Origin of the sequence: Carboxylicivirga linearis, from assembly GCF_018271995.1 — a bacterium.
Lineage (GTDB): Bacteria > Bacteroidota > Bacteroidia > Bacteroidales > Marinilabiliaceae > Carboxylicivirga > Carboxylicivirga linearis.
Window position 1 is genome coordinate 96,491 of the sequence record NZ_JAGUCO010000001.1, and the last position, 17,637, is coordinate 114,127.

The window sequence follows — 17,637 nt, forward strand, 5'->3', positions numbered from 1 at the left end:
CAGCGTCATAGATTGAGCATAAATGAATAGTAAAACATGACCGTAGCTGAATTAATTAAGTCATCAGATAAGACAGGCTTTTCTTTTGAGTTATTACCACCCTTAAAAGGAAATAATATTGATAAAGTATTTTATACCATCGATCAGTTGAAGGAGTTTAATCCTTTATATATCAATATTACCTCGCATCGCGATGAGATGGTTTATAAAAATACCGAGAACGGACTTTTTGAACGCAGAGTGATGCGAAAGCGCCCCGGAACGGTGGCTGTTGCTGCATCAATACAACATCGCTATGGAATTAAGGTGGTGCCGCATATTATTTGTAGTGGGTTTACTAAAAGCGAAACCGAATATGCTCTTATAGATCTTAACTTTTTAGGAATTCACGATGTGTTGCTTCTTAGAGGAGATAATGCTCAGCGCGAGCGTTTTTATCAGCCGCATGAGCAAGCAAACAGCTATGCTGTTGATCTGATCAATCAGGTGAACGAACTCAATAAAGGTAAATTTTTGGATGGTACCTTAATGGATCCTTTCGACACTCCTTTTAGCTTTGGTGTGGCCGGCTATCCCGAGAAGCACGAAGAAGCTCCTAATTTGGATTCTGATTTGGCTTATCTGAAAGCAAAGGTTGATGCCGGGGCAGAGTACATTGTTACACAAATGTTTTTTGATAATCAGAAGTATTTTGATTTTGTTGCAAAATGCAGAGCTGCCGGAATTAATATTCCTATTGTGCCAGGACTTAAACCAGTTACGGCAATGAGTCAGTTAACGGTTTTGCCTAAAATCTTTCATGTTGATATACCTGAGGATTTTGCGAAAGAATTGCGCAAATGTAAGGATAATGATGAGGTGAAACAGGTGGGTGTTGAGTGGACCATTCAACAGGCCAAAGAACTGATGGAAAATAATGTTCCTATTCTGCATTTTTACACTATGATGGCCACCAAAAGTACACGAAAAGTGGCAGAAGCAATTTATTAAAAACATATTTGCTTCTTGATGCAATAAAACTTTCTTCAAGAGGAAAGAAAAATTCCATAAGGGAGAAAAAATATTTTCATAGTTATGGAAGTAAAATTCCGTACCTATGAAATATTTTTTTCATAACTATGAAAATTTGTCTTCTGTGGGATCAAAATAAATATTGGACTTGAAATTTTATTTCGGTGAGTTTGTTCCCCTTCACTTCCTGATACCCCGAACTGATACTTTCTTTGTTGCGATACATGGTGTGAGATAAACGACACCAGATTCGAAGTCCTTTTATAGCTTTAACATTGGCGTTAATAATCACTTTTGCGCCTTGATATTGATAGGATGGAATGGTAAAAGCGTAAAGTACATCCGGCTCGTAAGAATAAATGCGACTGTTGTAATCGTCAATATCAAATAAAGTGTACCTGAAAGAAGCACCGACTTTCTTACCTCTCCATATTATATCTTGCAAAACCATCCAACCAGTAAAATTGTCATCTCCATTGTAAAACGAATGTTCTGTCTGTGTATGTAATTGCCATTGTTCATCAAGACTGAAATCATAATATAGACGCAGGCTTTTCTTTGTATAATCCGTGAGTTCATACATTGATGTTGTTTGGGAAGAGTTGATCTCTTTAGAGGTACTTTTAAACCGGATGTAAAAAGAATGTTGCCAGTTTACTTGATGATCGAGTTGAAGAAACCATTCAAAACCATTGGAAGGTGCGTATGCATTATATCGTAACCAGCTGTAATTAAATAAATCAGCATAGGCCTTTATGGTCCATCTGGCGATTGGCTTAAACTGAAAGGATGCGTAAATTCCCGATTCACCTCCCGGGACCGATGATTCTGCAAAGGGTTGATTCATCAAAGCAGTGTATCCCCTACTGTATTTTCTATATGCCAAACTGGTTATGATATCCGAACCTGGCTTGTAAGTTAATCCCTGATATACTCCCCAATCTTTATAATTCTGAAAAGCCAACTCACCAAATAGATTTAAGCGTCCTAAAAACACAGAAGGAGACATCCATATGGTTTCAAACTTCTTTCCTGAAAAGCGATATTTGTTTTTGAGGTGATTATCAGGTTGCCATTCTTTATCAATGTTCCATTGTGCATAACCGGCGTCTATCGATAATAAATGATGAGTCCACTTTACGTTTGTACCCCAAATGGTTTCTCCGATTGCATGGCGATTGTTTAATTCTGATTGGGTTCGGTGATAGCCAGTTTCCTGAATAGAACTAATGGATTGTTCATCCAAAAGAGAATCGGCGTGTACGCTTCCGTCTATAGATTTATAGGATAAGAAGGGAGTGAATCGAAAATCATGAAAATCAAGTTCTGTTGTAATTCCTCTGAAAAAAGAAGATTCGTTTACCGAGGTATAGTTATTCACTCCTTTTGATCGCCTCCTTAGTTGTGCTGTTTCAGTTGATTTTGAAAAAGCCATATCCGTCCATATGCCTAAACCCTGTCCAAATGAAAGACGGTAATCGCCAATTACTACTTTTTTAATGGTCTTATTGTTATTATTCCATTGAATAAAACCAGATGTAAAATCAGCTAATGGAACTCCATTTCCAAATGACGTCTCACCAGGATCTTTCTCTAGAGTATATCCTGCCAACCATTTGTCGCTTATATTAACACGCCCTTTTGTTAGCCATCGTATTTTACTTCCTGCATAAGCAGGAGGAATCGTATCGGATTTACTTAAATAACCTTCGGGTGTTTGTACCCATGTTTGCAATCTGCTTAACAAACGGTAGTTCGTATAATTCTTTCTCTTCTCATCAATTTCTCCAACTCTTACAAAGGGTAACATATGTTGCATGGTTTGCCTGTCCAGATCTTCAACAGCCTGAAGCTCGTAAATACCCATTATAGGACCATTGTTGTATTGATAAAAAAGGATGTTCTCAATTTGAAAATCACTAAGGAAGAAAAGGGTTTCCAATTCTTCCTTGTTAGTATTGTTTAAATCAATTGGGTTTTGACTTAAGTTTATCAGGTCATTTACCATTTCCTCATAATCAATGTCCATCTGTTGCTGTTCGGCTAATTGCTCAATCATATCGGCAATTAGTTTTCTAACTCCCTCCACGTCCTGAGCATGAATTGTAGCAGCAATACTCAGTGTAATCACAAGTATTATTGCTCTTTTCATTTTGCTCTTTTGTTGAACGAGTACGAAATACCCGCAATTGAACTGACACCCAATAGTTGATGATACTTAAATGCAATGTCGATATTTAATCGTGTCCAATTAAAGCCTGAGCCAAAAGTAAATTCAACCGGCTCGCCTTTTATACCTGTTCTAAGGAAGAGAAAATCATTAATTGCCATTTCAACTGCACCTTTGAAAACAGGGGTGCGATTTAATTCCTTTTCAGCTTCCGTAAATACCTTAACCCATTGTTCATTGGTCCACATTAAACCGATTAAAAATTGACTAGGTACATCAACATCAATATTACCATAATTTATTTTTGATTGCTCCATATTACTTATCAAAACAGCCATGTAAATTTCTGATGTTATTTTTTGTTGTAAACCAAAAGCTGAATAAAACGCAAGGCTTTCATCTGCTGTTTCTATATGATGAGTAATTAGGTTATACTGTAAAAAGGCAGAAGTAGAGTTTCCAAACTTTCTGCTGAAGGAAAAAAGATACCTGCTTAACAGACTTTTACTGTAGCCGCTTTGTAATACACCACCTGAAATAACTCCAAAATTTCCTGAATAAAAACCAGAGATTGCGCGGGTACTTAATTCTTTGATATTAAATCGGGCCTGGTAAGAAGCTGCTAGTCCACTGTGTTTTAGACTGCTTAAAGAGGCTGCATTATTAAAAACAGCCCAGTGTGAATGATCAATTGTTCTAACATCTGCTAAAGCTGTATTGACAGGTCCGTTAAATAGTAGATCCTGAGAAAAGAGAGAGCTGGCAACAAAACTTAAGATGCATATAAGGGTAGGAGAGCGATAATTCATAATACGGATTAGTTATCAGTATTATAAATTTATTTATTAAAAAGCATTTTGCCAAAATAAAACATAAAAAAAGCCATTTCATTATGAAACGGCCTCAACAGAACTGTAAAGTCTTCTTAATTAGTCTTAAACTTATATTTTACCTCAGCAAGATCTTGGTTAGCCTTAACAATTTTGTCTTTTAAACTGTCTTTAAAAGCAGCCACTTTTTCAGCCAATGCGGCATCACCGGTTGCAATAATTTGTGCAGCTAAAATTCCTGCATTCTGGGCTCCATTAATGCCAACTGTAGCAACAGGAATTCCCGGAGGCATTTGTACAATGGCTAATAATGCATCTAAGCCATCAAGACTTGCATTAATGGGTACCCCTATAACAGGAATTTTTACCATAGAAGCAATTACTCCAGGCAAATGAGCAGCCATACCTGCTGCTGCAATAATAACTTTTACCCCTCTGTCTTCAGCATTCTTCGCAAATTCCTCAACCTGAGCCGGTGTTCTGTGGGCCGACAAGGCATTAATTTCAAAAGGAATTTCAAGATCATTCAAAAAGTCGGCAGCTTTTTTCATCACTGGTAAATCAGATGTGCTACCCATAATAATGCTCACTTTTGGTTGCATGTCAAATGGTTTAAATGAATTAATTTATTAGTGGTAAGAAACCAAAATATTTCACAAAAATACATAACAACAAACTAAATGCATGTGTTTAAGTATATTTTTTATAATTTTGCAGCTTAAAACCTAAAATAACCTCTTTTAAGGCGCTTAACGTCTCTTTAAAAGAGGTTTGTGTTTTTTTTGAGGCATAAATAAAAATTACAAAAAAAATGGAACGAGTTAAGGTATTAGATAAGGAGTTTGAATTAACAATTTCCGAAGAAAATATTTTAAAAGCAGTTGATGATGTAGCCAACCGCATTAACCGTGATTTGGAAGGAAAGAATCCTTTGATGCTTTGTGTCCTGAATGGTTCTTTTATGTTTGCCTCAGATCTAATGAAACGTATTACTATCCCTTGCGAAATTAGCTTTGTGAAGCTCTCCTCCTATCAAGGTACTGGTTCGTCGGGTAAAGTTAAAGAGTTGATTGGCCTGAATGAAGATATTGAAGGTCGCACTGTTGTGTTGCTTGAAGATATTGTTGACACAGGACTAACAATTTGCAATACAATTGATCAGGTGAAGGCATTAGGGCCGGCTGACGTACGTGTAGCTACCATGCTTTTTAAACCTGATGCTTGTAAAAAAGACGTAACATTAGAATATGTTGGAATGAGTATTCCTAATGATTTTATTGTGGGCTATGGTTTAGACTATGATGGTTACGGACGTAACCTTAGGAATATCTATACGTTGGTGGAGTAATAATAATTAATCAAGTATCAAAACATGCTTAATGTTGTAATCTTTGGACCTCCTGGATCGGGGAAAGGGACTCAAGGGGTAAAAATTGCTGAGAAGTACGATTTAGAACACATTTCTACAGGGGATTTACTTAGAAATGCAATTCATAATAACACTAGCGAAGGTGTTATTGCAAAAAGTTTCATTGATAAAGGGGAGTTAGTTCCTGATGAAACTATTATTGATATGTTAGACAGTTTTATCGAAAAGCTACCTGCTCATAAAGGAATTCTTTTTGATGGTTATCCAAGAACAGTAGCACAGGCAAAAGCTTTAACTACTCTAATGGATGGTCATGGTAAAACCATTTCTACTTTGCTTAATCTGGAAGTTGATGATAACGAGCTGGTTCAGCGTTTGGTAGAAAGAGGAAAAACTTCAGGGCGTTCTGATGATAACGAAGCTACCATTAGAAAACGTCTTGAGATTTATCACGATCAAACATATCATGTAATTGATTATTATAAAGATAAAGGTCTTTATAGTTCTGTGAAAGGAACCGGTGATATCGAAGAGATTTTTGGAGATATTTGCTCGGTTATTGATGAAAAAGCAGAAGCTAAGGCTTAACAATACTAATATATTCTGAAGCCACGGTAATCTTTCGTATTACCGTGGCTTATTGTATTTTTGCACCTATAAATAAATGTTATGGCTGGATCCAATTTTGTTGATTACGTTAAAATATTCTGCCGCTCAGGAAAAGGTGGAGCAGGATCAGCGCACTTGCGTCGTGAGAAATTTGTTGCCATGGGAGGACCCGATGGCGGGGATGGCGGACGTGGTGGCCATGTCATTGTTACGGGTAATAGAAATACATGGACCTTACTTCATTTAAAATATAAGCGTCATATTTTTGCCGGTCATGGCGGATCTGGTGGAAAACAAGGTTCATCAGGTGCCGATGGTGAAGATAGATATATTGAAGTTCCATTGGGTACCGTTGCTAAAGATGCTGAAACGGGCGAAATTCTTTTCGAGATTACAGAGCACGATCAGCAAGAGATATTGGTGAAAGGAGGCCGTGGTGGTTTAGGAAATATGCATTTTAAATCATCTACCAATCAAACACCACGTTATGCTCAGCCTGGTGAAGATGCTGTTGAGAGAGCTGCTATACTTGAGTTGAAGGTGTTAGCAGATGTTGGATTAGTTGGTTTTCCAAATGCCGGTAAGTCAACACTTTTATCGGTTGTTTCTGCTGCCAAACCCGAAATTGCAGATTATCCTTTTACTACCTTAATACCTAATTTAGGTATTGTTTCTTATCGCGAGAATCATTCCTTTTGTATGGCTGATATTCCAGGTATTATTGAAGGGGCCAGCGAAGGGAAAGGAATAGGCTTGCGTTTTCTTCGACATATCGAAAGAAATTCCATCTTACTGTTTCTTGTGCCAGCCGATGCTGAAGATATCAGAAAAGAATATGAAATTCTGTTGAACGAACTTCGACAGTATAATCCTGAGTTACTTGATAAATCACGTTTGCTTGCTGTATCAAAATCCGATATGCTGGATGATGAGCTGATAGAAGAAATTAAACAAGATCTTCCTGACATACCTTCTATTTTTATATCTTCGGTGGCCCAGCAAGGTATCACCGAATTGAAGGATATGATATGGAAGGAACTAATGAACGCCAACAAGTAACTAAACGATATAAAGATTTACGGCAATTAAGGCAACAAAGACTATCGCATATTAAAAGGCAAAGTAATTTTGTTGCCTTGCTGCGATTGGTTTTGTTTGTTTCTGCTTTTGCTATCCCTTTTGTATTTTTCCAAAGTTGGAGCCTGTCATTCTTTCTTGTTTTTGGAATTCTCTTTACACTTTTTCTGTTTTCAGTTTACCTGGCTTTCCGTTTGGGGCAGCAGAAGAAAGAAAATCAAACCTATTTAGATCTATATGACAAAGAGCTTAGGATTATTAATTGGGAATGGACTGATGAACCAGATGGTGCGGAATATATAAATCCCGAGCATGATTTTTCACATGATCTTGATTTGTTTGGAAAAGGTTCGATATACCAATATATCAATAGGTCTGCAACCAAAGGAGGTCGCCAAAAGCTGGCTGAAAAGCTTAATTCTATCTCCTTAAATAAAGAAGAAATCCTGAAGAAGCAAGAAGCCATTAAAGAACTGGCTGGGAATACTGAATTTAGGGAGGCGTTTTTTGTAAGGGCAAAACTGGTAGAGGAAAGTAGAAAAACAAAAAAAGATTTCGATCTTCAGAATCAACCTATTTTGGACTTTGTTTCAGGCTTTCTTAAATATGTCATTCAGGCTTTCCCAATCATCACGGTATTGATAATCTCATTAGCTGTGTTGGATTTTATTCCTTCATCTTCAGTGCTTATTTGGTTCTTTGTCGGTTTAGGTGTAACCGGTCAATACTTTAGAAGGGTAAATAGGGTTCATAGTGAGATCACAACTCTTGGCGGATATTTAAATAATTATTCATCGCTCATTAAGTTGTTTGAGAACTATCAAACAGATTCGGAATACTTAGCCGGTTTGCAGCAGCAATTAAAAACAAAAGGTAAATCAGCCAGCGATACAGTTAAAGGTTTGAGTAAGGCTATTCAGTTTATCGATCAACGACTAAATATGTTAATGGGGGCCATATTAAATGGATTCTTTTTGTGGGATTTAATCGGCTGTTTAACTTTGCAAAAATGGTATAAGAACTATGGTTCAAGGCTAATAGTTTGGATTGATGCACTAACAGAGGTAGAGGCTTTAAATAGTTTTGCCACGTTTGCATATAATCACCCAGAAGCAATTTGGCCTGAAGTTTCTTCTAAAGTAATATTAAATGCTGCCGATTTAGGGCATCCGTTAATTCCTCAAAAAGAAAGGGTTTGTAATGATTTCTCCATTGATGATGATCATCGGATTTGTGTGGTGACAGGAGCTAACATGGCAGGTAAAAGTACCTTCTTGCGTACTGTTGGTGTTAACATGGTTTTAGCGGCAAACGGATGTAAGGTAACTGCCGGTGAGTTTGTTTACAAGCCCATGACATTCATAACGAATATGCGTGCAATTGACAATCTGTTAAAGCATGAATCCTATTTCTTTGCTGAATTAAGTCGATTGCAAATGATTGTTGAAAGACTGAAAGAAAAAGGTGAGTTATTTTTTATTTTAGATGAAATTTTAAAAGGCACCAACTCGCATGATAAAACACAAGGGTCGATTGCTTTGATTAAACAATTACTGAAGCTAAACGGAAGTGGTATTGTGGCAACGCATGATTTGGAATTGGGAGAATTACAAAGTCAACATCCTGGAGAAATTTTCAACAACTGCTTCGAAGTATCTTTTGAACATGATGGACTTCAGTTTGATTATAAGCTAAGAAACGGCGTAACACAAAGTCATAACGCTTCTTTTTTGATGCGTAAAATGGGCTTGATACCAAATGATTGAGTCTGTCTTTTAATGGAAATAGAAGCTTGATTGTTGATAAACAAATTATCAAACTTTTCTTGAAATAATTATATTTGGAAGGTTTTTCATTCGGTTGGACCATTTTTCCAAATTTTTAAAGGAGTAAGCGCGTATGCAGAGTAGTCAAAATACACAGAACTATTCAGAAGATGCTATTAGGACGCTGGATTGGAAGGAGCATATCCGTAAGCGTCCTGGTATGTACATTGGTAAATTAGGTGACGGTACATTTGCCGACGATGGTATTTATGTGTTACTGAAAGAGGTAATGGATAATTCCATTGATGAATTTATGATGGGTAACGGAAAGAAAATTGAAGTTACACTAAGTGAAGATGGAAGAGTTACCGTACGTGATTTTGGTCGCGGAATTCCATTGGGTAAGGTAATAGATGTTGCCTCAAAAATGAACACTGGTGCCAAGTACGATTCAAAGGCGTTTAAGAAATCAGTAGGTTTGAACGGGGTAGGTATTAAAGCGGTTAATGCTTTGAGTACCATGTTTAATGTTCAGGCGTATCGCGATGGCCAGACCAAGCGGGTGGAATTTTGTCGTGGTGAAGTAGTCACCGATCATGAAATCACGATGTCTCCTGATAAAAACGGAACTTTTATTGAATTTACTCCTGATACAACCATTTTTGAAAATTATAAGTTCCAGGAAGAATACATCGAAACGCTTCTTAAAAATTATACCTATCTGAACAAAGGGCTGGCTATTGTTTTCAATGGTAGGGTATTTCAGAGTAAAAACGGATTGCTCGACTTGTTGAATGAAAACATGGACTCCGAACCATTGTATCCTGTTATTCAACTGGCTGATGAAGATTTAGAAATTGCGATCACGCATGGTAATCAATATGGTGAAGAATATTACACTTTCGTAAATGGTCAGCACACTACTCAGGGAGGTACTCATCTGATTGCTTTTAGAGAAGCTTATGTAAAAACCATTCGCGAATTTTATAATAAAAACTTTGATGTTTCTGATATCAGGACAGGCATAATTGCTGCTATCAGTATTAAAATAGAAGAGCCCGTTTTTGAGTCTCAGACCAAAACCAAACTGGGTTCAAAAGATATGGGACCGGAAGGGCCATCGGTGCGTAACTACGTACTGGATATGATAACCGAAAAACTGGATAACTTTTTGCACAAAAATGCAGATAGTGCTGATATCCTGCACAAGAAAATTCTTGAATCGGAGAAAGAGCGAAAAGCTATTTCAGGTATCAAAAAACTGGCACGTGATCGTGCTAAAAAAGTAAGTCTTCATAATAAAAAACTTCGCGATTGTCGTACCCACTATACATCAAACAAAGAAGAAAAATTAGATAGTTCGATCTTTATCACTGAGGGAGATTCTGCTAGTGGATCAATCACTAAAGCTCGAAACGTTAATTCTCAGGCTGTATTTAGTTTGAAAGGAAAACCATTAAACAGCTATGGTTTAACGCGTAAGGTGGTGTATGAAAACGAGGAATTTAACCTGCTTCAGGCAGCCTTGGATATTGAAGATGGTTTGGAAACATTGCGATACAACCATGTTATTATTGCAACCGATGCCGATGTGGATGGAATGCACATCCGCTTATTGTTACTAACCTTCTTTTTGCAATTCTTTCCTGAGTTGGTGAAAAACGGGCATTTGTACATATTGCAAACGCCGTTGTTCAGGGTGCGCAACAAAAAGAAAACGTATTACTGCTATTCAGAAGAAGAGCGGGATCAGGCGGTAAAAAAGGTGGGAGCAAAACCTGAGATAACCCGATTTAAAGGGCTGGGTGAAATTTCGCCTGACGAGTTTAAACATTTTATTGGTAAAGATATTCGATTGGAACAGGTGCGATTGAAAAAAGACGTACCGGTAAAGGATCTGTTATCATTTTATATGGGTAAAAACACACCCGATCGCCAGGATTTTATTATCGATAATCTGGTGATTGAAGAAGATTTGGTTAAAGAAATAGAAGCGATTAAGTAGCATGAGTTACGACGATACAAATAATACCGACCTGCCAGAAGATGTAAATCCGGAGGAGAATAAAACAGAAGCAAATGAATTTAAGAACGATCCTAAGTTAAGCCATTTGCCGGGCATGTACCGCGAATGGTTTTTGGATTATGCTTCTTATGTGATTCTCGAACGAGCCGTACCACACATTAATGATGGTTTAAAGCCTGTGCAACGACGCATTCTTCATGCAATGCGACGCATGGATGATGGGCGATATAATAAAGTTGCCAACATTATTGGGTTCACCATGCAATTTCACCCTCACGGAGATGCCTCTATTGGCGATGCATTGGTTCAGCTGGGACAAAAGGATTTGTTAATTGATTGTCAGGGTAACTGGGGTAATGTGTATACCGGTGACAGAGCTGCAGCACCTCGTTACATTGAGGCTCGTTTGACCAAATTTGCACAAGAAGTAGTGTTTAACCCTAAAACCACGGAGTGGAAATTATCTTACGACGGTAGAAATAATGAACCGGTAACTCTACCTGTTAAATTCCCATTGTTACTGGCTCAAGGTGTGGAAGGTATTGCTGTTGGATTAGCATCCAAACTATTGCCGCATAACTTTAACGAATTAATAGATGCTTCCATAGCTCATCTGCAGGAAAAACCATTTGAGCTGTATCCCGACTTCCCTACCGGAGGAATGATGGATGCCTCAAGATACAATGATGGAATACGAGGTGGTGCCATCAAAATAAGAGCTAAAATTTCAAAGGTCGACAGTAAAACGTTGATGATATCAGATATTCCTTTTGGTAGAAATACCACCAGTTTGATTGAATCAATATTAAAGGCCAATGAAAAGGGTAAAATAAAAATTAAAAAGATTGATGATAATACGGCTGAAAATGTAGAAATTCTTATCTATTTGCCACCCGGATCATCACCTGATAAAACGATAGATGCCTTATATGCATTTACCGACTGTGAGCTTTCTATTTCTCCTAACTCATGTGTGATTAAAGAGAATAAGCCTCACTTTATAGGTGTTTCTCAGATTCTTCGCGAAAACACTGAAAATACAAAATACCTTTTAACCCGTGAACTGGAAATAAGACGTGGTGAGTTGGAAGATGCATGGCACATGTCATCTTTGGAGCGTATTTTTATCGAAAATAAGATCTATCAGCGAATAGAAGATTGTGAGACATGGGAAGCCATCATCCAAACTATCGATCATGGGTTGGAGCCATTTAAACCTGCCCTACGACGCGAAGTTACTCGTGATGATATAACCAAACTGACCGAAATCAGAATCAAGCGTATTTCTAAGTTTGATGCTAAAAAGGCAGATGAGTATATCGCATCATTGGAGGAAGAGATGGAACAGATTGATTATAATCTGGCCAACATTATTATCTACAGTATCGATTATTATAAACGAATTAAAAAGCTGTTTGGTAAGAATTTTCCACGTAAAACCGAAATCAGAAGTTTTGAAAGTATTGAGGCTTCGAAAGTGGTTGTGAAGAATGAGAAGTTATATATTAATCGTGAAGATGGATTCATTGGAACTTCTTTAAGAAAAGATGAGTTTGTTTGCGATTGTTCAGATATTGATGATGTAATTATTTTTTACAAAGACGGTAAATATATGGTTACCAAAGTGTCTGATAAGGCATTTGTTGGAAAAAATATTATCCATATAGCAGTATTTAAAAAGAATGACAAACGAACCATTTACAATACGGTATATCGCGATGGAAAAGGTGGATTAGTTTACATGAAACGATTTGCCGTAACTGGTATTACGCGAGATAAAGAGTATGATGTAACGCAAGGCAAACCGGGTTCTTCAATAATGTATTTTAGTGCTAATCCTAATGGAGAATCTGAAATACTTAAGGTTGTTCTGCGCCCCAAAGCAAGAATCCGAAACCTAATCTTTGATCTTGATATGGGTGAACTAGCCATTAAAGGACGTGGTGCCAGAGGTAATATTGTTACGAAATACGAAGTGCAGAAGGTAGCATTGAAGAAAAAAGGGGAATCAACGCTTGGTGGAAGAAAAATATGGTTTGAGGAAGAAACATTACGCTTAAATGCCGACGGAAGAGGTCTGTTCTTAGGTGAATTTCATGCAGGCGATTTGATTCTTGTGGTGACTAAAGACGGTAAATACTTCCATACAGGTTACGATTTAAGTAATCATTATGAGGATAATATTCTTAAGATTGAGAAATTTGATTCAAATATGGTTTGGTCTGCTGTTTATTACGATGCTGATCAGGATTACTACTATATAAAACGTTTTCAGTTAGATGCATCCAATAAGCCACAGTCCTTTATTGGAGATAATCCAAAATCGCGACTAGTAAAAATGATGCACGTTGATTATCCTCGATTGGAAGTGAAATTCGGTGGAGATGATAAGCTTCGTGAGAAACTAATTGTGGAAGTAGCTGAATTTATTGGTGTTAAAAGCGTTAAAGCAAAAGGTAAGCGATTAACAACTTATCAGGTTTCAAAGATTCATGAACTAGAGCCTCTGGTAAGGGAAGAAGAAAAACCTGAAGTAAATGAAGATATAGATCACGATCAGGAAGGTGAAGATGATAAGGACCAAATGTCATTGTTTTAAAAATGGATATTAAGCGCGTATTTCTGGTAGGTTTTATGGGGAGTGGAAAGTCCACTCTCGGAAGGCGCTTGAAACATGAGATGGGTTGGAATTTCCTTGATCTGGATGATGTGTTTGAAGATAAGTTTCAAACTAGTATAAAGCAGTATTTTGCCGATTATGGTGAAGAATCTTTTCGTCAGGCAGAGAAAGAATGTTTGGAAGATGTTATTCATCAGGAGAACCTTATAATAGCAACCGGAGGAGGAACACCATGCTTTTTTGATAACATGGATGTGATGAATGAAAATGGACTTACTATTTACCTGAAACTATCTATTGAAACCTTGATTAGCAGATTGAATTCAGGAAAGAATGTGAGACCATTGGTAGCTAATAAATCCGGTGATGAACTCTATCAGTTTATCAAAGAAAAACTGGAGGAGCGAGAATTCTTTTATAACCAAAGTAAGGTAATTGCTGATGCTGAGGTTCTAGGAGTTGAAGCCTTTGTAAACATTATTAAAGCATCCGGAGACCTATCGGTTTAATAGCCTTTACTTACTCAATTGTTGTCCATTCAAAATTTGCGTTCGTGTCATTTTTGTATGATATTAGCTTACTATGTATAGATCGGTACAAATAGGTTGGACAATTATTTTTATCCTATTAACATTAATGACTATTCTGGGTTTTACTATTCCACAGAACAGTCTTTGGTTGGTTGGTGCCATCAGTGTTATTATACTTCTACTTTTTTTTAGACTAACCATAACTATTGATAATAATTGGGTAAAATTTTCAATGGGAATAGGCTTAATCAATGGCAAATTTCCAATCAAAGATATCTTGGATTGTAAAGCTGTTGACTACATTCCATTAGGTTGGGGAATTCGATTTAGACCCGGTAAAATAATATACAATGTATCCGGAAACAAAGCAGTGGAACTAACTGTAAGGGGTAAGAATATGAAAGTTTGGATTGGTACTGCTGATCCCGAAACATTGGTTAGAATCATTCGTGAGATTAAACGGAAGCAAGCTTCATAATGTCTATCATCCCTTTTTTATTACCTGTATTTACAATCTTTTTTTAGGTTTTACAGAATTGCTACAGAATTCAATTTTATTTTTGAATATAGGTAACTCTTAAGTTTGTGAACAACGCCAAAATTTGAAAAGTTATATGGTTGGTTTAATTGGAATTAGTCACCAAACAGCTCGACTTGAAATACGTGAACAACTGGTTATTTCTAAAGATGAAATTGCTGGTTTATACGAATACCTTAATCGCGAATGTGATGTAAATGGTATTATGGCTTTAAGTACTTGTAACAGAACTGAATTATATTTCGAGTCAGATAGTTCGCAAATCACCAACCCTCAGGAGTTTCTTGCAAATGTAATTAAGTCATATCTCAATTACTTCAAAAAATCAGAAGCTTTAAAGCAATATTTGTACACTCACATGGGCTTGGATGCAGCTCGTCACTTATTCAGGGTTACTACTGGTTTAGATTCATTAATTTTAGGTGAATATCAAATTGTATCTCAAATAAAAGAAGCTTTTTCATGGGTTGATAATACAGCTATGGTTGGACCAGAAATAACACGAATGGTTCATAAAGCATTTGAAGCAGGAAAAGAAGTCCGCACCCGCACTTCCATCAATAAAGGGGCTGTTTCTGTTAGTTCGGCTGCAGTTGAATTAATGGGTAAGAAATTAGGGTGTCATTCAAGAATTAAATCCCTTACAGTAGGATCTGGTGAAACAGGTACTATTGTAGCCATCAACCTTTCAAAAAAAGGATGCGTTAATAACCTGGTATCAAACCGTACTTTCGATAAAGCAATACAATTAGCAGACAGAGTAAACGGAAAAGCAATTGCGTTTGAACAATTTATTGATGAGCTTAAAAATGTTGATATTGTTACGTTTACCACTGGTTCTCCAAGAGCTTTATTAACCAAGGATATTGCTGAAAAAGTAATGAAAGAACGTAATGGTGAACCATTGATGGTTATGGACTTATGTAATCCAAGAAATGTGGAGTCATCAGTAGCCGGAGTTGAAGGTGTTACATTGTTCGATCTTGATCAGATGGAGGAAGTCGTAAAAGCTAACTTTGAAAAAAGAAAAGGTAAACTAGCGCAGGCGGAAGCTATTATTGAAGAGGTATTAGAAGAATTTGAAAGTTGGTTGAACATGCGCATGATGAGTGCAGCTATAAGTTCAATCACTTCAACTTTTAAAAATATACATGCTGTTGAAGCAAAAAATTATAAAAAGGTAAAGGATGAAGAGGGTGCTAAAAAGATTACTGAATACGGTGATCATTTAAGTGCTAAATTTACCCGAATGATTATTAAGCAAATTAAAGATGTGACCAATGAAGGTCGTGACCCCGAAAAGGTCAAACTTATCGAAGAATTTTTTAATTTCAGCTCTTAAATACGATAACGGATGGGTCTACACCCATCCGTTTTTGAAATCTCACTTATGACAACAGCAACCATTCGCATAGGAACACGAGGCAGTAAACTGGCCTTGTATCAGGCCAATCTGGTAAAATCAAAGCTGGAAGAAGCTTATCCCGAACAATCTTTCGAAATTGTTATCATCTCAACCAAGGGAGATAAAATATTGGATGTTGCACTTTCAAAAATTGGTGATAAAGGACTTTTTACCAAAGAGCTGGAACACGCGCTTTTTGGCAATGAAGTTGATATGTGTGTGCATAGTCTGAAGGATTTACCAACCGTATTTCCTGAAGGGGCTCAATTAGGCGCCATTCTTGAGCGGGCCGAATTTAAAGATGCGTGGGTTAGTAAAGATGGTTTGTCATTAGAAGAGATGAACGAAACGCATAAAGTGGCAACTTCAAGCCTTCGTCGTATTGCACAGGTAAAGCGTATTAATCCTAAAGTAGAAGTAGTTGATATCAGAGGAAATGTTGATACACGATTAAGAAAAATGAGGGATGGTCATTGCGATGCCATGGTGATGGCTGGTGCAGGATTGATTCGCTTAGGATACAACTCAGAAATTACCCAGCTTTTTGAGCCAGAATATTTAATACCAGCTTGTGGTCAAGGGGCTATTGCCATAGAAACACGAGAGAATGATAATAGAATTCAACAATTTATAAACGTTCTACATTGTAATCAAACCTACCATAAAATAACGGCTGAAAGAAGTTTCTTAAATGAATTGGAGGGAGGTTGCCAGATACCTATTGGTGCCTATGCCACAATTGAAGGCGATGAGCTTACCTTAACAGGCTTGGTAGCATTACCCGATGGAACGAAAGAACTAAGAGCAACAGAAAGTGGAAAATCTGTTGATGCAGAAAAAATTGGTCGTAAATTAGGACAAAAAATCATTACTTTAGGGGCACATGATATTTTAACCCAAGTAAGAAATATTTAAATCAGCATTTATGGATCCTTATTCGCGCGAAACGGCCGTAATCTTAACTCATCCAATAGGGGAGGATGATTTATTGTATAACGGATTACAAGGGGAGGGCATTGATGTTATCCGCGATCCAATGATTAATACAGAACAGATCAACCTAAGCAAGGAGGAGCTGGAAGTAGTTTTTAATAGTCGCCGCATCATTTTTACCAGTAAAAGAGGAGTCGAGTATTTTCTAAATCAGGTTAAACCAGCAGATATTCTGGATAAGAATTTTATTTGTATTGGTAAAAAAACAGCCCAGATACTGGAAAAAACTGGTATTAAAGCCTGGTGGGTTTCCAATGGCAGAACTGCTTCTGATTTAGTGGAAGAATTGCACGAAGTACATATTCCAAAGAACGAGAAATGGGTAGGTTTGTTAGGCGAACTGGCTGAAAATACCCTGGAAAGTGGCTTGCAGGATATTTGTGAATACAAGCGCTTTAATATCTACAAAACCATAACAGCTGAAAAGCGCCATGAAAAAACAGAAGCTTTATTAAAGGCAAAACGACCCATGTTGGTTGTTTGTACAAGTCCTTCATGTTTTAATGGTTTTATGGATATATATGGTGATTTAATTCACGAAGAAGTAGGTTTTGCATCCATAGGACCAACCACAACCAAAAGTATGAAAAAACTTGAAATCACTCCTGTGGTTATCGCTCGTCTTTCTACCTACGAGGGGCTTTGGCAGGAGATGAAATTACAATTAAAACCCGATTATCAATAATATAAAAC

15 protein-coding genes are annotated in these 17,637 nt (G+C 37.1%); 12 read left to right on the top strand and 3 right to left on the bottom strand.

The genetic code is table 11. From position 1 onward, the window contains the following. Positions 1-36: 36 nt before the first annotated feature. A complete protein-coding gene (gene metF / locus KEM10_RS00385; RefSeq protein WP_212212040.1) occupies positions 37-990 on the top strand; it encodes a methylenetetrahydrofolate reductase [NAD(P)H] in 954 nt (317 codons plus the stop codon). Positions 991-1,141: 151 nt separating this feature from the next. On the opposite strand, the gene KEM10_RS00390 is transcribed toward metF, so the two are convergent. The 3 genes from KEM10_RS00390 to purE form a co-directional block, all read right to left on the bottom strand. Further along, positions 1,142-3,163, bottom strand: coding sequence for a helix-hairpin-helix domain-containing protein (locus KEM10_RS00390; RefSeq protein WP_212212042.1), 2,022 nt, complete (start codon positions 3,161-3,163; stop codon positions 1,142-1,144). Further along, on the bottom strand, positions 3,160-3,990 hold the full coding sequence (locus KEM10_RS00395; RefSeq protein WP_212212044.1) for a PorV/PorQ family protein: 831 nt from the start codon (positions 3,988-3,990) through the stop codon (positions 3,160-3,162). Before KEM10_RS00395 ends, KEM10_RS00390 begins: the two co-directional genes overlap by 4 nt. Positions 3,991-4,106: 116 nt before the next feature. Continuing rightward, on the bottom strand, positions 4,107-4,613 hold the full coding sequence (purE, locus tag KEM10_RS00400; protein WP_212212046.1) for a 5-(carboxyamino)imidazole ribonucleotide mutase: 507 nt from the start codon (positions 4,611-4,613) through the stop codon (positions 4,107-4,109). 209 nt (positions 4,614-4,822) lie between these two features. Between purE and hpt the strand changes: the two genes are divergently transcribed. The 11 genes from hpt to KEM10_RS00455 all read left to right on the top strand — a co-directional run bounded on the left by hpt (position 4,823) and on the right by KEM10_RS00455 (position 17,629). Beyond that, positions 4,823-5,359: a hypoxanthine phosphoribosyltransferase gene (hpt, locus tag KEM10_RS00405; RefSeq protein WP_212212047.1), complete on the top strand. Its 537-nt coding sequence runs from the start codon at positions 4,823-4,825 to the stop codon at positions 5,357-5,359. Positions 5,360-5,383: 24 nt separating this feature from the next. Further along, entirely contained in the window at positions 5,384-5,968 is a 585-nt protein-coding gene (locus KEM10_RS00410) for an adenylate kinase (protein ID WP_212212048.1), read from the top strand. Between the two features lie 81 nt (positions 5,969-6,049). Further along, entirely contained in the window at positions 6,050-7,048 is a 999-nt protein-coding gene (obgE, locus tag KEM10_RS00415; RefSeq protein WP_212212050.1) for a GTPase ObgE, read from the top strand. Beyond that, a complete protein-coding gene (locus KEM10_RS00420) occupies positions 7,018-8,832 on the top strand; it encodes a MutS-related protein (protein ID WP_212212051.1) in 1,815 nt (604 codons plus the stop codon). The genes obgE and KEM10_RS00420 overlap by 31 nt, the downstream gene beginning before the upstream one ends. Before the next feature lie 133 nt (positions 8,833-8,965). After that, a complete protein-coding gene (locus tag KEM10_RS00425; RefSeq protein ID WP_212212053.1) occupies positions 8,966-10,837 on the top strand; it encodes a DNA topoisomerase IV subunit B in 1,872 nt (623 codons plus the stop codon). Position 10,838: 1 nt separating this feature from the next. After that, positions 10,839-13,457, top strand: coding sequence for a DNA gyrase/topoisomerase IV subunit A (locus KEM10_RS00430; RefSeq protein ID WP_212212057.1), 2,619 nt, complete (start codon positions 10,839-10,841; stop codon positions 13,455-13,457). 2 nt (positions 13,458-13,459) lie between these two features. Further along, positions 13,460-13,987: a shikimate kinase gene (locus KEM10_RS00435; RefSeq protein WP_212212059.1), complete on the top strand. Its 528-nt coding sequence runs from the start codon at positions 13,460-13,462 to the stop codon at positions 13,985-13,987. 73 nt (positions 13,988-14,060) lie between these two features. Beyond that, the gene (locus KEM10_RS00440) at positions 14,061-14,486 is read left to right on the top strand and encodes a hypothetical protein (protein ID WP_212212062.1); all 426 of its coding nucleotides are present in this window, start codon (positions 14,061-14,063) and stop codon (positions 14,484-14,486) included. 136 nt (positions 14,487-14,622) lie between these two features. Beyond that, on the top strand, positions 14,623-15,888 hold the full coding sequence (hemA, locus tag KEM10_RS00445; RefSeq protein WP_212212065.1) for a glutamyl-tRNA reductase: 1,266 nt from the start codon (positions 14,623-14,625) through the stop codon (positions 15,886-15,888). A 48-nt stretch (positions 15,889-15,936) separates the two neighbouring features. Continuing rightward, positions 15,937-16,866: a hydroxymethylbilane synthase gene (hemC, locus tag KEM10_RS00450; protein WP_212212069.1), complete on the top strand. Its 930-nt coding sequence runs from the start codon at positions 15,937-15,939 to the stop codon at positions 16,864-16,866. 10 nt (positions 16,867-16,876) lie between these two features. Further along, on the top strand, positions 16,877-17,629 hold the full coding sequence (locus tag KEM10_RS00455) for a uroporphyrinogen-III synthase (RefSeq protein WP_212212073.1): 753 nt from the start codon (positions 16,877-16,879) through the stop codon (positions 17,627-17,629). Positions 17,630-17,637: the final 8 nt, after the last annotated feature.

What these genes read in the sequence shown, in the direction of transcription:
- KEM10_RS00435 (WP_212212059.1), top strand. Translation starts at nt 13,460, where the DNA reads ATGGATATTAAGCGCGTATTTCTGGTAGGTTTTATGGGGAGTGGAAAG.
- purE (WP_212212046.1), bottom strand. Translation starts at nt 4,613, where the DNA reads ATGCAACCAAAAGTGAGCATTATTATGGGTAGCACATCTGATTTACCA.
- KEM10_RS00455 (WP_212212073.1), top strand. Translation starts at nt 16,877, where the DNA reads ATGGATCCTTATTCGCGCGAAACGGCCGTAATCTTAACTCATCCAATA.
- KEM10_RS00425 (WP_212212053.1), top strand. Translation starts at nt 8,966, where the DNA reads ATGCAGAGTAGTCAAAATACACAGAACTATTCAGAAGATGCTATTAGG.
- KEM10_RS00440 (WP_212212062.1), top strand. Translation starts at nt 14,061, where the DNA reads ATGTATAGATCGGTACAAATAGGTTGGACAATTATTTTTATCCTATTA.
- KEM10_RS00390 (WP_212212042.1), bottom strand. Translation starts at nt 3,163, where the DNA reads ATGAAAAGAGCAATAATACTTGTGATTACACTGAGTATTGCTGCTACA.
- hpt (WP_212212047.1), top strand. Translation starts at nt 4,823, where the DNA reads ATGGAACGAGTTAAGGTATTAGATAAGGAGTTTGAATTAACAATTTCC.
- hemC (WP_212212069.1), top strand. Translation starts at nt 15,937, where the DNA reads ATGACAACAGCAACCATTCGCATAGGAACACGAGGCAGTAAACTGGCC.
- KEM10_RS00420 (WP_212212051.1), top strand. Translation starts at nt 7,018, where the DNA reads ATGGAAGGAACTAATGAACGCCAACAAGTAACTAAACGATATAAAGAT.
- hemA (WP_212212065.1), top strand. Translation starts at nt 14,623, where the DNA reads ATGGTTGGTTTAATTGGAATTAGTCACCAAACAGCTCGACTTGAAATA.
- obgE (WP_212212050.1), top strand. Translation starts at nt 6,050, where the DNA reads ATGGCTGGATCCAATTTTGTTGATTACGTTAAAATATTCTGCCGCTCA.
- metF (WP_212212040.1), top strand. Translation starts at nt 37, where the DNA reads ATGACCGTAGCTGAATTAATTAAGTCATCAGATAAGACAGGCTTTTCT.
- KEM10_RS00395 (WP_212212044.1), bottom strand. Translation starts at nt 3,990, where the DNA reads ATGAATTATCGCTCTCCTACCCTTATATGCATCTTAAGTTTTGTTGCC.
- KEM10_RS00410 (WP_212212048.1), top strand. Translation starts at nt 5,384, where the DNA reads ATGCTTAATGTTGTAATCTTTGGACCTCCTGGATCGGGGAAAGGGACT.
- KEM10_RS00430 (WP_212212057.1), top strand. Translation starts at nt 10,839, where the DNA reads ATGAGTTACGACGATACAAATAATACCGACCTGCCAGAAGATGTAAAT.